The sequence below is a fragment of the Hungatella hominis genome (assembly GCF_014288005.1).
Taxonomy (GTDB): Bacteria; Bacillota; Clostridia; order Lachnospirales; family Lachnospiraceae; genus Hungatella; species Hungatella effluvii.
Window position 1 is genome coordinate 439,899 of sequence record NZ_JACOPB010000004.1, and the last position, 21,346, is coordinate 461,244.

The 21,346-nt window shown below is 50.3% G+C and carries 17 protein-coding genes; 5 read left to right on the forward strand and 12 right to left on the reverse strand.

The window, feature by feature from the left end; translation table 11 throughout:
- Window positions 1-255: 255 nt before the first annotated feature.
- Window positions 256-1,623 (reverse strand): ABC transporter substrate-binding protein, encoded by a 1,368-nt coding sequence (locus H8S75_RS12410; protein WP_187021900.1) that lies wholly within the window; start codon window positions 1,621-1,623, stop codon window positions 256-258.
- Window positions 1,624-1,848: 225 nt separating this feature from the next.
- Between H8S75_RS12410 and H8S75_RS12415 the strand changes: the two genes are divergently transcribed.
- A complete protein-coding gene (locus tag H8S75_RS12415; RefSeq protein WP_187021901.1) occupies window positions 1,849-2,715 on the forward strand; it encodes an AraC family transcriptional regulator in 867 nt (288 codons plus the stop codon).
- A 185-nt stretch (window positions 2,716-2,900) separates the two neighbouring features.
- Here the strand turns inward: H8S75_RS12415 and H8S75_RS12420 are convergent, their stop codons facing one another.
- The 4 genes from H8S75_RS12420 to H8S75_RS12435 all read right to left on the reverse strand — a co-directional run bounded on the left by H8S75_RS12420 (window position 2,901) and on the right by H8S75_RS12435 (window position 6,651).
- Entirely contained in the window at window positions 2,901-3,725 is an 825-nt protein-coding gene (locus H8S75_RS12420; RefSeq protein ID WP_187021902.1) for an EcsC family protein, read from the reverse strand.
- 2 nt (window positions 3,726-3,727) lie between these two features.
- A complete protein-coding gene (locus tag H8S75_RS12425; protein ID WP_002600776.1) occupies window positions 3,728-4,087 on the reverse strand; it encodes a YccF domain-containing protein in 360 nt (119 codons plus the stop codon).
- A 97-nt stretch (window positions 4,088-4,184) separates the two neighbouring features.
- Window positions 4,185-6,128 carry an ABC-F family ATP-binding cassette domain-containing protein gene (locus tag H8S75_RS12430; protein ID WP_187021903.1) on the reverse strand — a complete coding sequence of 648 codons (1,944 nt, stop codon included), beginning with the start codon at window positions 6,126-6,128 and terminating at the stop codon, window positions 4,185-4,187.
- A gap of 247 nt (window positions 6,129-6,375) precedes the next feature.
- Window positions 6,376-6,651, reverse strand: coding sequence for a hypothetical protein (locus H8S75_RS12435; RefSeq protein WP_187021904.1), 276 nt, complete (start codon window positions 6,649-6,651; stop codon window positions 6,376-6,378).
- Window positions 6,652-6,793: 142 nt separating this feature from the next.
- Between H8S75_RS12435 and H8S75_RS12440 the strand changes: the two genes are divergently transcribed.
- From H8S75_RS12440 to H8S75_RS12455, 4 genes are all read left to right on the forward strand, one after another.
- The gene (locus H8S75_RS12440; RefSeq protein ID WP_187021905.1) at window positions 6,794-7,513 is read left to right on the forward strand and encodes a sigma factor; all 720 of its coding nucleotides are present in this window, start codon (window positions 6,794-6,796) and stop codon (window positions 7,511-7,513) included.
- Window positions 7,497-8,447, forward strand: coding sequence for an anti-sigma factor domain-containing protein (locus tag H8S75_RS12445; RefSeq protein ID WP_243270259.1), 951 nt, complete (start codon window positions 7,497-7,499; stop codon window positions 8,445-8,447). Before H8S75_RS12440 ends, H8S75_RS12445 begins: the two co-directional genes overlap by 17 nt.
- Before the next feature lie 138 nt (window positions 8,448-8,585).
- Window positions 8,586-8,855 (forward strand): hypothetical protein, encoded by a 270-nt coding sequence (locus tag H8S75_RS12450; RefSeq protein WP_187021907.1) that lies wholly within the window; start codon window positions 8,586-8,588, stop codon window positions 8,853-8,855.
- 90 nt (window positions 8,856-8,945) lie between these two features.
- Complete coding sequence (locus H8S75_RS12455; RefSeq protein WP_187021908.1) at window positions 8,946-9,272, forward strand: hypothetical protein; 327 nt, start codon at window positions 8,946-8,948, stop codon at window positions 9,270-9,272.
- 79 nt (window positions 9,273-9,351) lie between these two features.
- Here the strand turns inward: H8S75_RS12455 and H8S75_RS12460 are convergent, their stop codons facing one another.
- The 7 genes from H8S75_RS12460 to rpsO form a co-directional block, all read right to left on the reverse strand.
- Window positions 9,352-10,653: a DUF1576 domain-containing protein gene (locus H8S75_RS12460; protein ID WP_187021909.1), complete on the reverse strand. Its 1,302-nt coding sequence runs from the start codon at window positions 10,651-10,653 to the stop codon at window positions 9,352-9,354.
- Between the two features lie 56 nt (window positions 10,654-10,709).
- Window positions 10,710-13,331, reverse strand: a complete 2,622-nt coding sequence (locus tag H8S75_RS12465; protein ID WP_187021910.1) for a cation-translocating P-type ATPase — start codon at window positions 13,329-13,331, stop codon at window positions 10,710-10,712.
- 456 nt (window positions 13,332-13,787) lie between these two features.
- The gene (locus H8S75_RS12470) at window positions 13,788-14,462 is read right to left on the reverse strand and encodes a GNAT family N-acetyltransferase (RefSeq protein WP_187021911.1); all 675 of its coding nucleotides are present in this window, start codon (window positions 14,460-14,462) and stop codon (window positions 13,788-13,790) included.
- 61 nt (window positions 14,463-14,523) lie between these two features.
- Window positions 14,524-16,551 (reverse strand): DUF2264 domain-containing protein, encoded by a 2,028-nt coding sequence (locus H8S75_RS12475; protein ID WP_187021912.1) that lies wholly within the window; start codon window positions 16,549-16,551, stop codon window positions 14,524-14,526.
- A gap of 21 nt (window positions 16,552-16,572) precedes the next feature.
- Window positions 16,573-18,201 carry an amidohydrolase gene (locus tag H8S75_RS12480; RefSeq protein WP_187021913.1) on the reverse strand — a complete coding sequence of 543 codons (1,629 nt, stop codon included), beginning with the start codon at window positions 18,199-18,201 and terminating at the stop codon, window positions 16,573-16,575.
- Window positions 18,202-18,273: 72 nt separating this feature from the next.
- Window positions 18,274-20,529 (reverse strand): polyribonucleotide nucleotidyltransferase, encoded by a 2,256-nt coding sequence (locus H8S75_RS12485; RefSeq protein WP_187021914.1) that lies wholly within the window; start codon window positions 20,527-20,529, stop codon window positions 18,274-18,276.
- A 203-nt stretch (window positions 20,530-20,732) separates the two neighbouring features.
- Window positions 20,733-20,999, reverse strand: coding sequence for a 30S ribosomal protein S15 (gene rpsO, locus H8S75_RS12490; protein WP_055657257.1), 267 nt, complete (start codon window positions 20,997-20,999; stop codon window positions 20,733-20,735).
- Window positions 21,000-21,346: the final 347 nt, after the last annotated feature.

The following is a 21,346-nucleotide window of genomic DNA, read 5'->3' on the forward strand; positions in this document are numbered from 1 at the left end:
AATTTTCAATTGCTATATATGTTGTACTGGTTTTAAGAGAGGAGCCGGATGTATTAATCCGGCCCCTCAATTTAACTAGGAAAGTGAAGATTCCCCCACATCTATAGGCGGAAGGGTAAATCGCCAAAACAAGTTTAACGGTAGTGGCGGGCGGAGAGAAATCGGTATCCCCCCACTGACATGAAGTCAAACTACACATCTCTATAAGATGTGGCCGCACTCTGTGAAATTACCGAACGTGGATTGAAACAAACGCTATTTCTGAGCCTGCTCCTCTTCCCAGATCTTCTGGACATGATCCAGCACACCGGCCGGAGTCTGATTTCCCTGAATCATCTCCTGGATGCCCTTGATCATATTATCCAGTACCTTGGAGGACACCATGTCCAGAAGGTAGAAGGAATCTGCGGTTCCCGCGCCCTTTAACTGCTCTGCCGCTGTAAGGAGAGCCGGATGGGTAAGACCTGCGTTCCATTCATCCACATTGACTATCTTTCCTAATTCTGTTACATCACTCTTCTGAACCTTTTCACCAAATAAAAATGCCAGTGCGTCCTCGGCTGCCTCCTGATTCTTCACGTTTGCCGGAATACACCACATGCTGCCCCAGGTAACCGACACACTCGTCTTTGGATTCTCAACAAAATCCATCTTTTCAATGATATTGTACTCGAAATCGTCTTCCTTCGAAGAATCGATAGCCGATGCCATGCCCGTGTGAGCCGTGTACATGCCGGCCTTCCCCATAACGAACTCGGCAATCGCGTCATCGTCGGAAATATAGTCGGCGCTGGACTTATCAATTACGCCGCTCTTAACCATCTCATCGACAATCGTCATTGCTTCCACCATGGAAGGATCGTTGTATTTCGCCTCGTTATTATAGGCTTTGATCAGCAGGTCCGTACCCACAAGCTGAGCCTGTACCTTAGCCAGAAGATCTGGTGCACACCAGTTCCCGCCGCCGGTCACAATCGCTTTGTACCCATTGTCATTTAAAGTCTTCGCGGCATTTGTAAGTTCCTCAAGATTTGCAGGTTCTTCAATTCCCAGCTCCGCAAACAGCTTCGTGTTATAGAAGATACAGCTTGTATTTGCAAAATCCGGGATTCCGTACACGCCATTTTCCGGATTATTGAGCGGGCCTGCCCATGCAAGCGCGCCTTTGTTGTAATTCCAGCCCTCTTTTCCAAGGAAACCGGTCAGTTCCATGAGCTGTCCATTGGCGGAATATTCGTTGAAGGTCGTCTTCATCAGCTGTACAATCTCCGGCGGATTATCCCCCATCAGCTCCGCCTTCACCTTGTCGTCATAGCCCTCTGAGCCGTAAAACTCCAGATTAATCTTTACCGGATTACCGTCATCTGCGTTGTACTCGTCCACAAGAACGGGCCAGTTGGAAATCTGGCTCTCCGACCATTTAATGAGGACTCTTACCTCCGGCCTTTCCGCCGGCTTCTCACGCTCTGAAGCCGCCTCCGTCACAGCCTCTGTCTCCTTTTTCTCCGCAGCCGTAGTCGTCTCTTCCTTCGTGGCAGGCGCTGATCCGGTCGATCCGCATCCGGTCAGGGCAGAAAATGCCATTGCTGCTGTCATTACGAGTGCCAGTGTCTTTTTCTTCATTTCCTTCTCCTCCTGTAATCAACATTTTTAATATGGTTCATGAATAGTTTCAACCTCATCTGTAGCCTTTTAAAACAAAGAAACCGCGGTTTATAGTGCACTCTGTTTATTTTTTATTGATTTGCAAACTTATTTTTGTTAATATTATAATATAATAAAGATTCATCAAAAACAATATGTTTTGTTGTATTTTATATAAAAAATGTTGTCTTTCAGGAGGAACTTATGCAGAGAAATATGATAGAAATCTTTCGAAAGAATATTTCCGGGGAATCTTCATCCCTTTCCTTTGGTTTTGCCGGCCGGGAACAATGTATGGGCAGCCACTCCTTTGGTCCCGCCAAGAGGGCCCATTATCTGATTCATTTCATTATAAAAGGAAAGGGGGTCTTCTTTGCTGATGAGAAAAAATACGTATTAAAACAGAGGGACATGTTTTTAATCCGGCCCGGAGAGACAACATTTTACTATGCGGACGAGGAGGATCCCTGGGAATATGCGTGGGTCGCATTCGTTGGAAGCGATGCGGCGCAGATTACGGAAAGCTGCGGCTTTGCCTACAGTCCCGTGGCGACCTATCCCGATTCCCCGGAACTGATCGAATCCATCGACGACATCATCCGCCACATGCAGTCCGGTGATGAAAACGATTACTACCTTCTCTCCCGGCTGTACAACATTTTTTACCATCTCTCCAGACCGGTCATCAACACGCAGAACGCCTATAAGAATGAGATTGTCCGCCGCACGATAGGCGTGATCCGGAGCAACTATTTTGAGAAGCTCACCATCCAGTGGCTGGCCGACCAGGTCCGGGTTGACCGGACTTATCTTTACCGCCTGTTTAAGAAAGAAGTGGGTATATGCCCCAAAGAATACTTAACCCAGTACAGGATCCGTATGGCCACGGTCATGCTGTCCACGACAAACCAGTCTATAAAGGAGATCAGCTACGCCTGCGGTTTTACCGACACCTCCCTCTTCTCCATCTGTTTCAAAAAATACTTAGGCTTCACTCCCCAGCAGTTCCGGAAGATCGATGGAATTCAGCAGCTTTCTTTCCAGATGATTGAGGTTGAACAAAAGCAGTAGAAGACAGCGGGAGCGGTTGAACTGTAATCAGGACAAATATAAAGAGTCCGACTCGCTGGACTCTCGCGCCGGAGCGCGGTCGCTTTAGCGGCCATATTTCCTAAGCGCGGAGTGCGCATCCCCCGAAGTTTTTTTGTTTCATAGAACGAACTTTCCTGTGAAACAAAAAAAGGAGCCCGGCAGGTTCATCCCCTGCTCCGGGCTCCTTCTGCGGCAGCATTCCGCTCCCACAGAAATCTTCTTCGATACTTAAGTTCCGCATAATCCGTAATTTTCTTTAGATAAATGCAGTCCGACAAACCTCCCGCGACTCCCACAACAGGCAGTCCCTGTACAAACTTCATATACAGAAGTTCCTCCGAGAGCCGGTCCGCCGTCTTGCGCATCAGAACCTTCTTCTCTTCCAGCCCGCCGGTTCCTTCGATCCAGCGGTTAATCCGTTCGTTATCCTCAGCCAGTTCTCCGCCCCGTTCCAAAGCAGTCTTGATAATCTCCAGCAAAAACTCCTGCTCCCGCTCGGACTCGTAGGCGTACCCGTAACTGACGGCAATTTCATAAAGGCTCTTTAAGATCACGCCTGTAAACAGGGGGATATCCGGTATCCCGATTCCGAAGACCCCTGTGCCGATTCCCTCCACTCCGGAAATCAGCAGATTCTTTGTCTTAGACACCGCCGCCTGCTTCGAAAATGCCTTCAAATTCTTCCTGTTTTCCTTCAGACTGGCGGCGTAAGCGTTCAGCTTCTGCCTGTACTCCCCGTCTTCCTTCCGGTACGTCTTATTGATCACCATTCCGCCTTTTTCGAAAACCAGCTGAAACGCCTTGTAAAATGCGGCATCCAGCGTTCCCTTTAACTTCTCCGGGACTACCCGGTCCAGCTTCTGATTGATAATCGACGGCCCCTTTTCCTTTTGCCGTTCCACGAAACGCGCCTCGCTCTTCTTAAGCGCGGCCCACTCCTTTTCCAGCGCCGTACTCTTTTTCCCCAGCCGCTTTCCCGGAATTTCCATGATTAATACACCTCACTTCCAAACGGCATCAGAGCCAGCTTCGCCAGTTTAAACTGCTGAAGCCCAAAAGGAATTCCAATCACCGTGATGCACAGCACCACTCCGATCAGGGCCGACTCGATCGCTAAGGGCAGCCCCGACACAATGAGCCAGATTAAATTTAAAAGAAAGGATCCCGCGCCGCCGCCATACCGGACCTCTTTTCCAAACGGAAAGAAGCTGAGCGCGGCAAATTTAAAGCACTGCATCCCCACCGGAATGCCGATAATCGTAATACACCAGAGGCAGCCCGTAAGCGTCCAGCTCAGTCCGCTGATGAAACCGCCGAATATAAACCAAAGTAAATTACCAAGACAACCCATATTATCCCTCATTTCTATTCATTCCACTACACTGTACCATGCCGCCGCACGCGGTGCAATCCCTGGACAACAGCTTTTAGAAAAAAATAAGGGTTCGCTAAGAATTTTCTCCGTTTTCCTCTCCGGACCAGACGGCGTACCACTCCAGACAGAGCTCATGCCAGACAGCAACCGTTTCCTCATACCGGCGGCAGAGCTCCGTATATTCCGTTTCCTTCTCCCACCTCTTTCCGGACCAGAAGTCTTCCGACGCCATCCACTCCTGTTTCATCGCGTCCATCACCGCGTACAGTTCTCCTGCCTGCGCTCCGGCCGGAATCATTTTTTCGGATACCAGACGAAGCCGCCAGTCGATATACGCATCCTCCGCGGATATTTCCTTAAGTCTGTGACGCTCCGCCTTCGGAACCGCCCTCATACCGGCGATCAATGCCTGTTCCTCTGCCTTCATCTGGGCTGCCAGACCGCCTTCTCCCTCCGATTTTCGCTTTCTTTCCAGGTAATGCGCATAACCAAACGGGTAATACATCACCGACTGATTTTCAAAAATCAGGAGTGAATCGGCTACCTCACTCAAAAAGTACCGGTCATGGGAGACGAACAGCAGCGTTCCGGTATAGGCGCGGAACGCGGATTCCAGTGTTTCCTTCGCCTGAATATCCATGTGGTTCGTCGGCTCGTCCAGAACGAGGAAATTAGGTCTGCTCTGCAAAAGCTCTGCAAGCACCAGCCTCGCCTTCTCCCCTCCCGAGAGAGAGGATACAGATCTCTGCGCCACGCGCCCTCCAAACAGATAGGCCCCCAGGATGGTGCGTGCCTCCTTTTCCGTCAGCGCAGGAAATAAGTCGTGAAAATGATCTGCCACTTTTTTTTCAGACGTCACCTGGGCCGAAAGCTGGTCAAAATATCCCATGGTAATATTGACTCCGACGGACATTTCCCCGTCCAGCGGCGGAAGGAAACCTGCAACCGTCTTTAAAAAGGTCGTCTTTCCGGAGCCATTTGGCCCCAAAATGCCGATCTTCTGTCCCCGCCGGATTCTCATGGTGATCTCCAGCAGGGCGCGGTCATAACCGATCTTTAAATGTTCCGATTCAAAGACCCATTTGCTGCCGATTATGAGCGGCGTCAGTTCCCCGGTAAAGATATGGATATCGTCTTCCTCCGGCTTCTCCACCCGGTTCATCCGTTCCATGGCCTTCTTCTTCGCTCTGGCAAACGACGCCTTGGTCGGTTTGTGTTTAAACCGTTCCACCACGGAATTCAGCCGCTCCAGTTCCTCCTGCTGGCTCTCATACGCCTTTTTCTGTAAGCTAAGCTGCTTTCGTTTCTGCTCCCTGTACGCGGAGTAATTCCCCACATAGCGGGTAAGCTTCCCTCCCGCCACTTCATAGACCACATCAGCCGTCCGGTCTAAAAAAAAGCGGTCATGGGATACCATCACCACTGCCTTGTCATACTGCCTTAAATACTCCTCCAGCCACTGCACCGTCTCTAAGTCCAGATGATTCGTCGGCTCATCGAGCAGCAGAATATCCGGTTTTTCCAGCAAAAGCCGGATCAGTGCGATCTTCGTCTGCTCTCCTCCGGAAAATTCCGACAGTTTCTTTTTCTTATCCTCTTTTGAGAATCCGAAACCGGTAAACAGGATGTCATACTCCCGCTCATAGTCGAACCGTTCCCGGTCCCATTCCGAAAAAATTGCGGAGCTGCTTAGGCCTGTTCCATTTTTACCCGCGACCTCTCTTCCAGGGCAGCCCTTAAGGAGTTCCTCCTCCACCGTGCATGACGTATCACCGAAAGGCTGCTGCCTCATCATGCCCACGGTAAGTCTTCTGGAAGCCATGATTCCCGGCCCATTCCGTTTATCGTCCCGGTCCAGAGAAATCTCGCCCGCTAAGAGTCTTAAAAGAGTCGTCTTTCCCGCCCCGTTCTTCCCGGCAACTGCAATCTTTTCCGTTCCCCTTATTTCAAAATCAATATGGGACAGTATCGGCACTCCGCCGGCGCTCACCGTCCCATCCATTATCTGGTATAACATAACAATCCCTTTTTTCTGTTTTATTTTATTTCTGCCTCTTAATCTTATCACACCATTTCCGCCGGCGCTATCCCTATTTTACACCGATGACGCGGGATTTTATACCCATACCTCCGTAACGTGCTGTCCAAAGTTTTTTTGTTTCTTAGAAAGCACTTTCCTGTAATAAAAAAGAAACCCGGAAGAATCAATGATTCCGCCTGAGTTCCTTTTCCAGCCTGATACCTTTCACTTACTTCTCCCATTGTCAATGGCAGCCGTGACTTCCATGGTTCCCATGGCTTCTGTGGTGCCCCCGCTGGCTTCCGCTTCCCGGTCCGCAGTTCTCACTGTGATACGAGCAGGTTCCATCCTGGCACGTTCCACGATAGGTCACTCCATCATGCTCATGGCAGGTCTCTGTCTCACAGCCTTCCACGGCGCACGACTCATACCGGTCGCAGACACGTGTCGATGCCAGCGCCGGAAACGCCATACTCAATACAACTGCAGATGCAAGAATGCCGGTTATTATTTTCTTCATAAATTCATATCCTCATTTCATTTTTTATTCTCGTTTAAAGAATACGACGGCTCTCTTCCAAAATGTAGGGTCTGAAAAAAATTTTATTGATTTACATAACCTGGAAAAAGCTGTACAATGGCATGGAACAGGAGGTGGAACCGTGAACGACATTGAAAACCGCATAAAAATAGCTCAGTCCGATTCCGCAGAGCTTGAGAAGCTTTTAGGCGACTATCTGCCTCTCCTAAAAAAGCAGGCCGGCGCGGCCGCATCTCCGCTTCTGGATTATGAAGACCGGCTCAGTCTCGCCATGCTGACTTTTGTCAGCTGCGTCCGCCAGTACACGGAGAACAGGGGCAGCTTTATTTCATTTTTCTCCGTCTGCTTTCATAACCGGATCAATGATGAAATCCGCAGGCAGAACCGGTATTTGAAGAGTATCCAGCCGTCTGGTTTCGATGCGGCCGAGCTGGAAGCCGCAGCGTGGAAAGCCTCCTTAGAGGCCTACGACAGGGAACAGGAACGTCTCTCCCTCTGCGAGGAGATTGACCGCCTTTCTGAGGCAATCGGCGTATACGGCGTCGTCTGGAAAGATCTGCCCCGTATTTGCCCCAAACAGGAGCGTGCAAAAGCCACGTGCCGCCAGTTAGCTGCGGCCGTACTTTTAAATCCGGAATTTCACGCCATGTTTTTTGAACAGAAAAAACTCCCGCAGGCACAGCTTGCCTCGGCTCTCTTTATTTCTCCGAAAACCATAGAAAAGCACCGGAAATACATTGTAACTCTGATCATCCTCTTATCCGGAGATTATCCCGGAATCAGAGCATTTCTTCCACAATACAGGGAGGTGATACCGATTGAAGATGGGAATTATCATTGAAATAACAGGAAAAGAAGCTGTTATAATGAAAAATGGCGGAGATTTCGTCTCACTCCCGGCAAAAAAAGGCTGGAAAAAGGGGGATATCGTCCCTGTAAAGACGAAACAGCGATCCCGCCATTTTCTCACAGCCGCCACTGCCATTGCAGCCTGCCTGTGCTTCGTAGTAACCGGAGGCGGTTACCACTATTATTATGCACAGGCGGCATTAATCAGTGTGGACGTCAATCCTTCCATTGAACTGTCTGTCAACCGCCTGGACCGCGTAACCTCTTCCTCGTCTCTCAATGAAGAAGGGGAAGTTCTGCTCTCGGGCGTCCGGCTGACCGGCATGGAGTGCGGGGAAGCGGTAAAAAAATTGCTGCAATCCGAGAGCGGAGAACCGTATTTGTCCGGAAATAAGAACGTGGTAGTCACCGTCTACTCAGCCAATGAGGCCAGACAATCCCGGCTCCTGAAGGAAATTCGAGAGACGGCAGATACTACCGTAACCACGCTGCGCCCAGACGGGAATACGGAATACCGGGCTGTGACCTCTGAGGAGGTGGAAGCCGCTCATTCCTGCGGAGTGACCGCAGGCAAATATATTTACCTGCAGAAACTGGAGGCAGCGGCACCTGAAACGGATATTACCCAGTATAGCCATTGCTCTATCGATGAAATCAAGGAACATATCTCCAGCTGTGAAAGCCGGCACCAGCCAGATTACGAGGGATCCGGAAAGGCGGGATCCGGATCGAAATATTCCGGATCCGAACACGCAGATTCGAGGCACTCGGATTCCGAACACTCAGATTCGGAACGCTCGGATTCGGAACAATCAGATTCGGAACGCTCAAATTCGGAACGTTCAAATTTGGAACATTCCGGGTCAGGGCACTCCGGGGCGGAACGCTCGGATTGGAAACATTCAAGATCGGGATACTCTAATTAGAAATACTCGCATTCAGGCATTTCCAGCTAAGACACCTCCGATTCCATCCTGAAAAAATCCTTTGCCGAATGCAGTCTAAAATCTCTACATGCGTATCATTATAAAAGAACGAAAACTGAATCTAAGGGGGGATCAATCATGTTAGGCATATATATTTATCCGCCGCCCAAAGGAACTGAATACACAGCGGCCGATCTCGAAGAGCCGGATAAAGTTATTGAGTTATTCGGCTACTGCGGTATTTTAGAAGGCCTGATCACCAAAGAAGGCTGGGACTTTCTAATTCATTTATATGGGTATGAAAAGCTTTTCGAGATGGATAAGGCCGGAATGTGGTTCGATGTTGAAACGCTCGAAGAGTATATGGAAAATGTTCAGTATGAAAGAGCGATCTCACCCGATTCCTAATGCGGCACATTCCCCTCCCAGGATCGCAGCATAATTCCAGTCTTCCCCTCAAAAAACAATCAAAAAATCAAACCATAAGGAGAAAACGATATGCAGACTATCATTATAGTATTAAACCCGGGTAAACTAACAAATCCCGATCTGGACTTACGCTATCTCATACCAGACCGCGTCAGCGAGATCACAGAAGGCGCCATACGTGATAACGGTTACGATTATATTGACTGCGAAGGCGCCGGCCCGCTGCTGGGAATATGGCTTGAGACAGAGAACGCCGCCCAGAGCTGGCCTGTCATCGACAAGCTGTTCCACGAAGAGAAATTTTTAGACAACGACTTATCCCTGTCAGCAGAACTATATATTTCAGAAAATGAAACAGAAGACCTGGAAAACTGTACGCAGGTTTTCCCCGCATAAATACCAGTTTTTCCTCACAATAATACCCACATAAAAAGTCGAAAACTGCCGAAATAATTCTCAGCAGTTTTCGACTTTTTTACAGGGAATCATGCGTGCGCGCTCTCGCTCTTCTGTCCCGGACCGACTGAATCACCGGTACCAGGAACATGGCGATAATACCACCGGCAAATCCATTGTTATAAAGATTCATTCCTCCGTAGACAATTCCCACGTTCAGCGCCACAGATGCATGCAGGAATCCGGCCAGCACCCCCGCTACCACGCCGAACTCACCGGCGATCGGCGCCAGTGTCGTGGAGAGTAAAAGGGCCAGCATGGCGCTGGGATCGGTGATATTCCACGTCTTCACAAAACTTCCCAGAATCACTCCGGCCATAACCGGAAGTATGTTCCTCAGATGCTTTCCCGTGGCACTGAATCCGACGATGGTAAAGATACCTCCGATGGTGGGACCGTTCAAATCTCCTCCAACCAGCAGCACAATCAGCGTGGAAGCGATTCCATTAATACCCATGTTAAACAGCGTCGGCGCAAAGCCCTCGCTTTTCACGTAATCTGTGCCGCTTAAGCCATACGTCTTCCAGATTTCCATATAACGTTTCCAGACCGACTCCGCGATGAGGCAGGAAAACAGGATCATACCGCCGAACAGCCCGAGAAGCAGTCTGGTAAAAAGCAAATCATTTCCCGTGGACCAGATCAGACGAGCCTCCGTCTGAAGCCCAAAGGATCTCATCAGAGAGACGATAACCGTCGCTATAATTCCAGATGCAAAGCCCACATTATAAAGGGAGTAGCCCTTATGGGAGTAATGAGTATGTGTGGAAAGCGGCGGCAGTACGAACCCGATAATAATACCCACAAGTATACTAAGCGGCAGCCTTACGGCCAGCGGCAGATGTCCCACCGTCATAAGCTGGGTGATAATCGGTGACAGGCTGGTTCCATAGAAACCAACATAGATGTACCGCGTAACTGAGGTCTTATGATAAAAGGCATAAAGACAGACGCCCATCATGATCGACCAGATATTTAAAATATTCTTTCCGAACAGAGAAAAACCAAACATTAGAAAGCAGGAGGTAATCGTGTGACCGCTCATCTCCATCCCCAGATAATAGACAATGGCAATGGAAATCAGAGCCATCACACCGGCGTTGACAAACGCGGCCCCAATTCCTCCGATCGCAATATAATCCGTGATCAGGAAATCCGGTTCCCTGATAATCGTAATAATTCCCTTTAATACTTCATTTAACGGCTGGAGAAACAGCCCCGCAGCCATAAAATAAACCGGCACCAGGGCAAGAATCAGAAACTTCGTCCGTCTTGACAAAGGTCCGTGATTTCTGAACTTGTGTAATAATTGTCCTGTCATGTCGTTTCCTTCCCATATTACGTAATATCGGTACCGGATTATTTTATCATACTATTTTATTGGTGAAAAGCGTTATTTAGTCTCTGTTCTCTGACTATCTTCGTAAGCTGTATCACCACAGTCGGTATTACCGCCAGCAGATAGACCAGTCCGATCTGGCTGCCTGTCAGAGGTGCGACAGAAAACAGTCTTTCCAGGAACGGTACAAACATCACCAGGCTCAGGAGTGCGACACCCGCCAGAAATGCACCCAGACTGTACCAGTTTCCGGAAAATCCAATTCGGAAAATCGAATGGCTGCTTCGACAGTTAAATCCATGGAACAGACGCGCCAGTGTCAGCGTACAGAACGCCATGGTGCTGGCGACCGCGGCACCGCCCTGGTTCAGTCCCAGATGGAAGGCTGTCATGGTACAGACAGCGATCAGGCCGCCCTGCAGGAACAGCTTCATCATGAATTCCTTTGTCAATATTCCTTCTTTCGGATTTCTCGGTTTCTGTGACAGCAAATCCTTTTCCGCCGGCTCCATACCGATTGCGATGGCCGGAAGCGAGTCCGTCAGAAGGTTGATAAACAGCAGATGTACCGGTGCAAACGGAACGGGAAGAGCCATGATGGACGTGTACAGTACCGACAGGATCCCCGCCATGTTGCCTGATAATAGAAACTGTATTGCATTTTTGATGTTCCGGTATACGTTACGGCCGTTGGCCACAGCCTTGATGATGGTTGCGAAATTATCGTCCGCCAGAATCATGGAAGCCGCATCCTTGGACACCTCGGTTCCCGTAATTCCCATGGCTACACCGATGTCTGCTTTCTTAAGGGCCGGCGCGTCATTGACACCGTCTCCCGTCATGGATACAATGTTGCCCCGTCTCTGCCATGCATCGACAATCCGGATCTTATTTTCCGGAGACACCCTGGCGTAAACGGATATCTTCGTAATCTTCCCATCCAGCTCCTGATCGCTCATGGCGTCCAGTTCCGTTCCTGTCACCGCCAGATCGCCTTCTTCAAAGATACCGATTTGCTTCGCAATGGCCGTCGCCGTGATCTTATGGTCACCAGTGATCATAACCGGTCGAATTCCGGCCCGTTTAGCGTCGGACACGGCCTCTTTCGATTCCTCCCTCGGCGGATCCACCATGGCTACCAGTCCGAGGAATGTAAAGCCGTTCTCCGTTTTTAAGGAGAGGACGTGGTCATCTTCCACCTCTTTATAGGCAAATGCCAGCACACGCAGACCGTTCTGGGAGAATTCCATATTCTGCCGGTTGATCTCCTCCCGGTCTGCCTCCGTAAAGTCCCGGATTCCTTCCGCAGTGCGGATATGGGTTGTCCGGTCTAAAAGGACATCGACAGCACCCTTCGTCAAAATAGTAGGCACACCGTGCAGTTCATATTTGGTACTCATCAGCTTTCGGTCTGAATCAAAGGGAATCTCTTCCAGACGGAGCATCATCGTCCGTAGGACATCGTCATTGACACTTACTTTTCTGGCCATTTCCAGAAGGGCGTACTCGGTGGGATCTCCGATTCCCTTACCGTCAACGAGGGTGGAATCATTGGTAAGAATCGAGTCGTATAAGATATAACGGTGAAGCTGCTCGTGCAGATCCAGTTCTTCCGGACGGAATGTATTTCCGTCAATGTAAATCTCCTGGACCGTCATCTTATTCTGGGTCAGGGTTCCTGTCTTATCGGAGCAGATAACAGAGACGCACCCCAGACTCTCTACCGCCTTCAGCTCCTTGATGATGGCGTTTTCCTTTGCCATCTTCTGTGTTCCCATGGCCTGCACGATAGTTACGATGGAACTGAGTGCCTCCGGAATCGCCGCCACGGCCAGCGCCACGGCAAACATCAGAGAGTCGAGAACCGGCATTTTCCGGTATAAGCTTAAGGCGAATACAATGGCACAGATGACCATGATCACCGCTGCCAAACGTCCGGAGAACTGGTCCAGACTCACCTGAAGAGGTGTCTTCTTTTCCTTTGTCGCGTTCATCAGACTGGCGATCTTACCGATCTCCGTATCCATTCCCGTTCCGGTCACCACCACCATGGCCCTTCCATAAGTGACCAGGCTTCCGGAATATACCATATTGGTCCGGTCCGCCAACGGCATCTCGCCGTCGATCGTCCCTTCCTCCTTATCCACGTTGGTCGACTCTCCTGTCAGGGAGCTCTCATTGACCTGAAGCGAATAGTTATTTAAGATTCTTCCATCGGCCACAACCATGTCTCCCGCTTCCAGGAGGAGAATGTCGCCGGGAACCACCCTGGCAGATGGGACCTCAATCTTCTGTCCGCCGCGGATCACCTTTGCATTGGGTGATGAAAGGCTCTTTAAGCTCTCCAGGGACTTCTTCGCTTTTTCATGCTGTACGGTTCCTAAGACAGCATTCAAAATAATAACCGCCACGATGACGATGGTGCTCTCCACATTTCCCGAAAACATGGAAATGATGGCCGCCGCAATCAGGATCACCACCAGAAGATCACAGAACTGCTCAGCAAACACCGCAAGCACACTCTTTTTCTTTCCTTCCATTAACACATTTTCGCCCTTTTCGAGGAGAAGCGTTTCCGCCTGACCGGCCGTAAGTCCCTCCTTCGTCACATGCAGTTCCTTTAATATTTCCTGTTCATCTTTCTGATACCAATCCTTCAAATTTTCCTCCATTCTGCCGTTTTCAAAAAACGGCTCTGCATCAGACTTAAGCAGAATCCACAAAACGTCCGGTTCACCAGCCTCTCGCGCCGGAGCGCGGTCGCTTCAGCGGCCATACTTCCTCAGCGCGGAGTGCGCATCCTGCCCGGAGGGTTTTTATTTCATAGAACCAACTTTCCTATGAAACAAAAAAGACTCTTAATGTACCTATTATTAAGAAATAACCCATTTCTCAAAATAAATACATTAAAAGTCTGGTAACCAACTGTTGGTATGCATCACCAGACTGTTTTCACAGCCAGGATGTTGATGATGCACTAAAACTACTCCCTCTTAATGAATCTGATTCAGCAGATGTTTCGTATTCGATTTGTGATTAGTAGTATATCCGTTTTCGTAAGGGGTGTCAAGGCATATTTGACATTTTTTCTCATCTGAGGCAATCTTCACAGATTCTTAATCCCGCCCCTTTGCCCTCTCTTCCCATGGAACCGTGCTGTTCACCAGCTCTGCAAAACGCTCCTGGGACGGCGCTTTCCCCTTGATTTTGGGAGGAAATGTCTCCTCAAATTCCAGGAACGCCGGATCTGTCACCGGCGGAAGCTCGTAGGCCGGTCCTTCCGAATATCGGCCTTTTATCGATGCCGCGGCCTCCGGTTTCAGCAAACAGGCCAGAAGCGCCGCCGCACACTGATTCTCCCCGTTTCTGACGCCGTACGTTTCCGCAGGCACAAAACCGGTCTTTGAATAGTAATCCGGATCTCCGTAGATAATAATAACGTCTGCTCCCATGTCTGCCGCCAGCTCCTTCGAGGTTTCAATGAGCCGTTTTCCGATCCCCTGCCCCTGATATGCCGGCAGGACGCTGATCGGCCCAAAGGTCACTGCCGCATGAGTCGTTCCATCGTCACACTGAATCTCCGTGCGGGCATACATGATATTTCCGACAATCCGACCGTCCCGCACTGCCACGAAATCCAACTCCCTGATAAATTCCGGCCTCTCTCTCATAAGATGTGCCAGATAATGCTCACAGCATCCCGGCTCGTGGACGTTCCAGAACGCCTCTCTCGTCACTTCCTCTGTCTCACGGTAATCCCCGGGTCTCTCGTTTCTGATCATTACATCCATTTGCCGTCTCAGTCTCCGTTTCCATTTCCCTTCCAAAGGAAATTATATCATTCCAATCTCATTATATATGGAGCCGCCCTTCCAGTCCATCATAATCGACCGTAACCGTCCTTCCATCCTTCATCTCCAGAACAACAGGACCGTAAGCCCCGCATTTCTCTTTATCGGTATAGGTGATGCTGCGGATTGGGAAGAGGTCTTCATCCCGCCATTCTTCCTGGCTCTTCTTTGTCAGAATTACGCTGATCATCGCATACGGAAGATATTCATAGTATCTCTTCCTGCGGCTGACGCCATACATGATGCAGCTCTGTTTCGTCACGGCGCTTACGCCCTGTCTCGACATGATTTCAATGTCATCGAATCCGCCATAGATGACCATCGCCATCTGCCCTTCCGAGGACTTCAAAAGAATGGCCTTGGCCCCTGTCTTCTGATCCGTGCGGATTCTCACATCGACTCCCGAACGGTCCACATCCGGCATTCCATAGGAGCCCAGTGTCAGGGTATACGGCTTATCCGGGATCCTGGTCCTGTCCACGCGCACGATGCCGTCCGCCACCGGAAAATCGGCCAGATCGATCGACGCCTTGTTCTGGAAGGTAAATTCGTATTCAAAATATTCTTTCCGGTAGAGCACTCCATCCTTCACACCGCCGTACATCAGGATATTCGGGATCAGGCTCTTCACCCTGCCGTCGTAGGTCACGCTGTACTGCATGGCCTCGATTCCCTTGAAATCAAAGTCTTCCCATAAAAACTGGCTGTTAAAGGACAGTCGGGAATACGTATTGAGGGACGGATTCTCTTTCTTCATCAGGACCTTCGCCGTCCTGAATTCCGTAATTCCGGTGTCCTTGTGGTTGTCCACCACGATTCCCGGACCGTCCAGCACCGTGGTCCTCACTTCTCTGTCCTTCATCTCCTCCCATACTCCGTTTGTCTCCGTATCGGTCCAGAACGGATGGTCCTCCGGAAGCGCCAGGCAGACGAACGCATTGGCGATCCAGAAGGGGCTGGCTGCGCAGCTGTAAGTCTGAATCAATGGCTGGAACGGCCCGTAGAAGCCGAGGCATGGAACACCCTCATAGAAACACTCCTCCCTGGAAGCAAACTGCAGCACGGCGCCTGAGGCGATCCTTCTGGCCAGCCCCGGCTCCGCAGCCGGATTCTTCAGGAGGAAATTGGCCGCCAGCGGGGCCGATGCCGCACTTCTGTAGATGCCGCTTCTCCCCCACATGGTCACATGCCCCTCCTCATCGAACATGCGATGGAAGGTCTCCACCAGGCGGTTGGAATATTCCTCAATCTTCGCCGCTATGTACGGCTCCTTTTCATAACCGTACCACTGGTTCCACAGCGGTCCGTACACATGAAAGGCCCACGGACAGTAATAATCAAATAAATGGCCGTCGCGGTACCAGCCGTCCCCCGCGTAATAAGAGAGAATGGCGGCCGCGTGATCCCGCATCATCCCATGATCGATCGGATATCCCTCCCTGTCCAGAAATGCCAGAATCAGCATGTTGAACAGACGCCAGTTGTGGTGGCCCGTATACGAGTGGCCGAAATTCGACAGGTAATCCGCAATGCGGTCCTTCTCTGCCTTCGTATAATTCTCCCAGATTATTTCCCGGCATATGGACAGGCCGATCACCAGGGAGGCGCACTCACACGTGTGCTGGAACGCCATCTCCCCCTCCTGCGCCTCCGGAAATATCTCCTCCACCCGAAGCAGATAATTGGGCGTTCCGGGCGTGACGGAGAGAAGAATCTGTTTCGAGTAATACTCCTTCAGAGAGTAGCCTCCCGCCGCTGCCTCCGGCTCGTTATGAAGCAGCGGAGCAGCGATCAAAAAGCTCCTGGCAAGTCCCTCGAACCGTTCCGCCGCAATTCTCCATTTCGGCCCGTCCGGCTGCGGATAGCTGACCTTTGTCTCATGGCGCAAAACCACGATCGGATCCTCCAGCTTCTCCACATGCTCAAAAATCCCTTCCAGGAAAAAATGGCTGATACCAATCCAGTGTTCTCTTGTCATTCCCGTATAGGGACTCCGTTTCTCATCCGGATTTTCTACTGTAAACTTCATCGTTCTTCCCCTCTCCGCCTCTCAGCTGTTCTCTTTTTTGTATACACAGACACCGCCCACATACGTTTCCAGCACGGCCGTGTCCTTTATTCTGTCGGGTGCGCACGCCCTGATGTCCCGTTCCAGCACGGCAAAGTCCGCCAGCTTTCCCACTGACAGCGTCCCCTTTTCCTGTTCCTCAAAACTGGCCTCCGCACCCATGGCAGTATAAGTGGATATTGCCTCTTCCACCGTAAGCGCCTGCTCCTTCAGAAATGTCTTCGACCCATCCAATGTGGTGCGGGTCACCGCGCACTGAATTCCCGCCATGACATCCGGCCTCTCCACCGGGCAGTCTGACCCGTTAGAGACTGAGACTCCCATGGATAGCAGCGTCTTAAACTGATATGTCTCTCCAGCCCGCTCTGCTCCGATCCGGGCCTCCACGATATGATTGTCGTAATCGAGAAAAATGGACTGAATGTAGGCGTGCAGCTTTAACCTTCGAAATGCCTCCAGAAGCCTGCCCGTCGTAATCTGGCAGTGGACAATTCCATGCCGTCTGTCCGTGCGGTCCGGATTGGCTTCCACAGCCCGTTCATACGCCCTCACTGCCATCTCCATGGCGCCGTCTCCGATAGCGTGTACAGCGATCTGCATCCCCGCCCCATCGGCCAGGGTGATCAGCTTCTCCAGCTCTTCCTGGCTGTAGATGGCGATCCCTCTCTCAGCGGGGGGCTCCCCATCCTCGTAAGGCTGACTGAGGAAAGCAGTTCTGGCCCCCAAGGATCCGTCCAACAGAAGCTTCAGCGGCCCGATTTTTAAATATGCGCTTCCCTGGCCCGTGCGGTAGCCGCGGGCCAGAAAATCCTCCAGCTGCTTCATGGTCGGAAGCAGGCACTGTTCGTAGACCCGTACCGTCATCGCCCCCTCCCGTTCCAGTTCCCGATACGCCTCCAGCACCGTCTCAAAGGGTACGCCGGGAAATGCCGCCAGATCATCGGTCTGGCTCGATGTGACGCCGCGGCTGTTCAAATCCCTCATGGCCAGACGGAGATACTGTTTCAGCTCCTTCTTCGCCGGCTTCGGGATGTTCCCATGGATCAGATCCACGCCGAATTCCCGGAAAATCCCGACAGGTTCTCCGTCCTCATCCATGTCGAAACAGCCGCCTTCCGGCTGCGGTGTCAGCCTCGTAATGCCGGCCGCCTCCATGGCTTTCGTATTGGCACAGGCAATGTGGCCGCAGGCGCGGATCACCAGAATGGGATGCTCCGTGGACACCCGGTCCAAATCGTACCGGTTGGGAAAACGTTTCTCATCCTGAAAGTAATCGTGATTCCAGCCCCGCCCTACTACCCATGTACCCGGTGCAGGCTTTTCCTTTGAAATAAAATGGGAAAGGGCGGAGCACATCGCTTCCAGGGACGAGGTTGCCGCCGTTAAATCCACAAGCTTCAGCGTGTGGCCGTAATTCAGCAGATGCATATGGGAATCGTTAAATCCCGGAACGACAAAATGGCCGTCCAGATTATGGTACACCGCTTCGGAACAAGTCTCCAGATCAGTAAAGTTCCCCACGGCGGCAATCCGTCCGTCCTCGACGGCCATCGCCTCTGCATCCCTCCCGGTTCCCGTATAGATAACTCCATTATAATAGATTTCCCTCATTTTTTATATACCTCTCTGAAAAAACAGGCAGCAAAACCGGATATTCTCCGTTTCTGCCGCCTGTCAGATTTTTTAGGAATTTCTTCTGTCGGAATCTCTTCTGTCAGAATCTCTACGATCAGAATCACGTCTGTCAGAATCTCTTCTGCCGCCGTCGCGTCTGCCGGAATCTCTTCTTCCGGAGTCTCTTCTGTCAGAATCTCTTCTGCCGCTGTCCAGAGTCGATACGTCCACGTTGGGATCCATATCGCCCGGCTTCATGCTTAAGTTGATTCTTCCCATCTTATCGACTTCCATAACCCTTACAGTCACTTCATCGCCGATATTTACCGCGTCTTCCACTTTCTCTACGCGCTTGTCGGATAATTTGGAGATGTGAACCATACCATCCTTGTTCGGTGCCAGCTCCACAAATGCGCCGAAGTTCATAATTCTGACAACCTTGCCCTTCATGATGGCGCCCGCTTCGATGTCTGTCACGATGCTCTTGATAATCTCAATCGCGCGTGCAATCATCTCCTTATCGGTTCCGCATACGGATACGCTTCCGTCGTCGGAAATGTCGATCTTAACGCCGGTCTCCTCGATAATCTTATTGATTACCTTACCCTGCTTGCCGACAACATCGCCGATCTTCTGAGGATCGATGGATATCTGCTCGATCTTCGGAGCGTACTTGCCAACCTCTGTGCGCGGCTCTGCGATTGCCTTTGCCATAACCTCGTCAAGGATGTAGATTCTTGCTTCTCTCGTTCTTCTGATGGCCTCTTCGATGATCGGTCTTGTCAGGCCGTGAATCTTGATATCCATCTGAATCGCGGTGATACCCTTGTGAGTACCGCCAACCTTGAAATCCATGTCGCCGAAGAAATCTTCCAGCCCCTGGATATCGGTTAATACGATATAGTCATCATCAGTATCGCCGGTCACCAGGCCGCAGGAAATACCTGCTACCGCGGATTTGATCGGAACACCAGCCGCCATTAAGGACATGGAGGAGGAACAGATGCTCGCCTGAGAGGTGGAACCATTGGATTCCATGGTCTCGGATACGGTACGGATTGCATATGGGAACTCTTCTTCTGATGGAAGCACCGGAACAAGGGCTCTCTCTGCCAGCGCGCCATGGCCGATCTCACGGCGTCCCGGTCCTCTGGATGGCTTTGTCTCGCCTACGGAAAATGACGGGAAATTGTAATGGTGCATATATCTCTTGGATGTCTCCATATCGTCGATGCCGTCTAATCTCTGGCTCTCGGATAACGGAGCGAGTGTACAGATGTTTAAAATCTGAGTCTGTCCACGTGTAAACATGGCGGAACCGTGTACTCTCGGGAGCATATCGATCTCAGCCGCCAGAGGACGGATCTGATCGACAGCACGGCCATCCGGACGCTTGTGGTCTTTTAAGATCATCTTACGAACAGTCTTCTTCTGATACTGATAGATGGCCTCTCCCAATACTGCCAGCCATTCTTCCTTATCAGCAAATGCTTCTTCCAATTTAGCGGTAATGTTTCTGATATTCTCTTCTCTTGTCTGCTTGTCATCTGTAAAGACCGCTACTTCCATCTCTTCCTGCGGAACGATCTCCCGGATGGCTGCGAATAACTCTTCCGGAACCGCACAGCTGATGTAGGTATGCTTCGGTTTTCCGCACTCCGCCACGATGGTATCGATAAATTTGATCACTTCCTGGTTTACGGAATGAGCCTTAAATATAGCTTCGATCATGATATCTTCCGGAACCTCATTGGCTCCTGCTTCGATCATGATTACTTTTTCTCTGGTAGAAGCGACTGTGAGCGCCATATCGGACGCCTGTTTCTGCGCCTGAGTCGGGTTCACAACCAGTTCACCGTCAACCATACCGATCTGGGTCGTCGCACATGGACCGTCAAACGGGATATCGGATATACAGGTTGCAATCGCAGAGCCTAACATAGCGGTAAGCTCAGGGCTGCAGTCCTGGTCTACGGACATAACGATGTTGTCCAGAGTCACGTCGTTGCGGTAATCCTTCGGGAATAACGGTCTCATCGGACGATCGATAACACGGGAAGTCAGAACGGAATTCTCAGAAGCCTTTCCCTCTCTCTTATTGAAACCGCCAGGAATCTTACCTACTGCGTATAATTTCTCTTCGTACTCTACACTTAACGGGAAGAAATCGATACCCTCTCTTGGCTTGTCAGATGCTGTCGCAGTCGATAATACAACAGTATCTCCGTAATGCATAAATGCAGCGCCGCTGGCCTGCTTCGCTACTCTTCCAACCTCTACCGTTAAGGTACGGCCGGCAAGTTCCATGCTGTAACTCTTGAACATGTTTGAATCTCCTTTTGATTATAATTAATATATATTATAAGCAGAGGAGGGCCGAAACTACTGATCTGCGCGCAATAAGAAACGATGCTGCTTATTACGCGTACATCAGCGGTCTCGGATTTTCCCTCCGCTTTTAATACGCACGTTTCAATTCTCTGATAATAGACAGATAGGGTGGAGAAGTTTCTCCACCCTAAATGGTTTTATTTTCTGATTCCTAACTTCTCGATTAATGCACGGTAGCCGTCTAAGTCGGTCTTCTTTAAGTAGTCAAGAAGTCCTCTTCTCTGTCCAACCATCATTAAAAGTCCTCTTCTGGAGTGATGGTCTTTCGGGTTCTTCTGAAGGTGATCGGTTAATTCTGTGATTCTCTCTGTTAAGATTGCGATCTGTACTTCCGGTGAACCTGTGTCGCCAGCCTTTCTGCCATACTGTTCGATAATTGCTGCTTTCTTTTCCTTTGAAATCATGATGATTTCCTCCTTAATTTTCAGTCTCACCAAATACCAGGCGCTGGTTGGAGTTTCCAAAGCGCTGAGCATTGGCGCGTTTTCATACCGATCTATTTTATCATAAGCTGTCCTCTGTTGTCAATGATTTTTTCCTCATATTTCCGCCTTCTTTTCTATTTTTTATAACCGTTCAGACGGCGGTACCGGGCCGGCGCGGTTTTCGTTTCCTTTTGAAAATGTCTGCAAAAGTCCAGCTAAGAAATGTCAAGAGGTGATGTGAAAAAAGTTGATATTTTTATTATCCTAAAAAAGGGTAACTTAAATAAGCCTAGCTACATGGAGATTTTAAAATTAGATGTCCAATT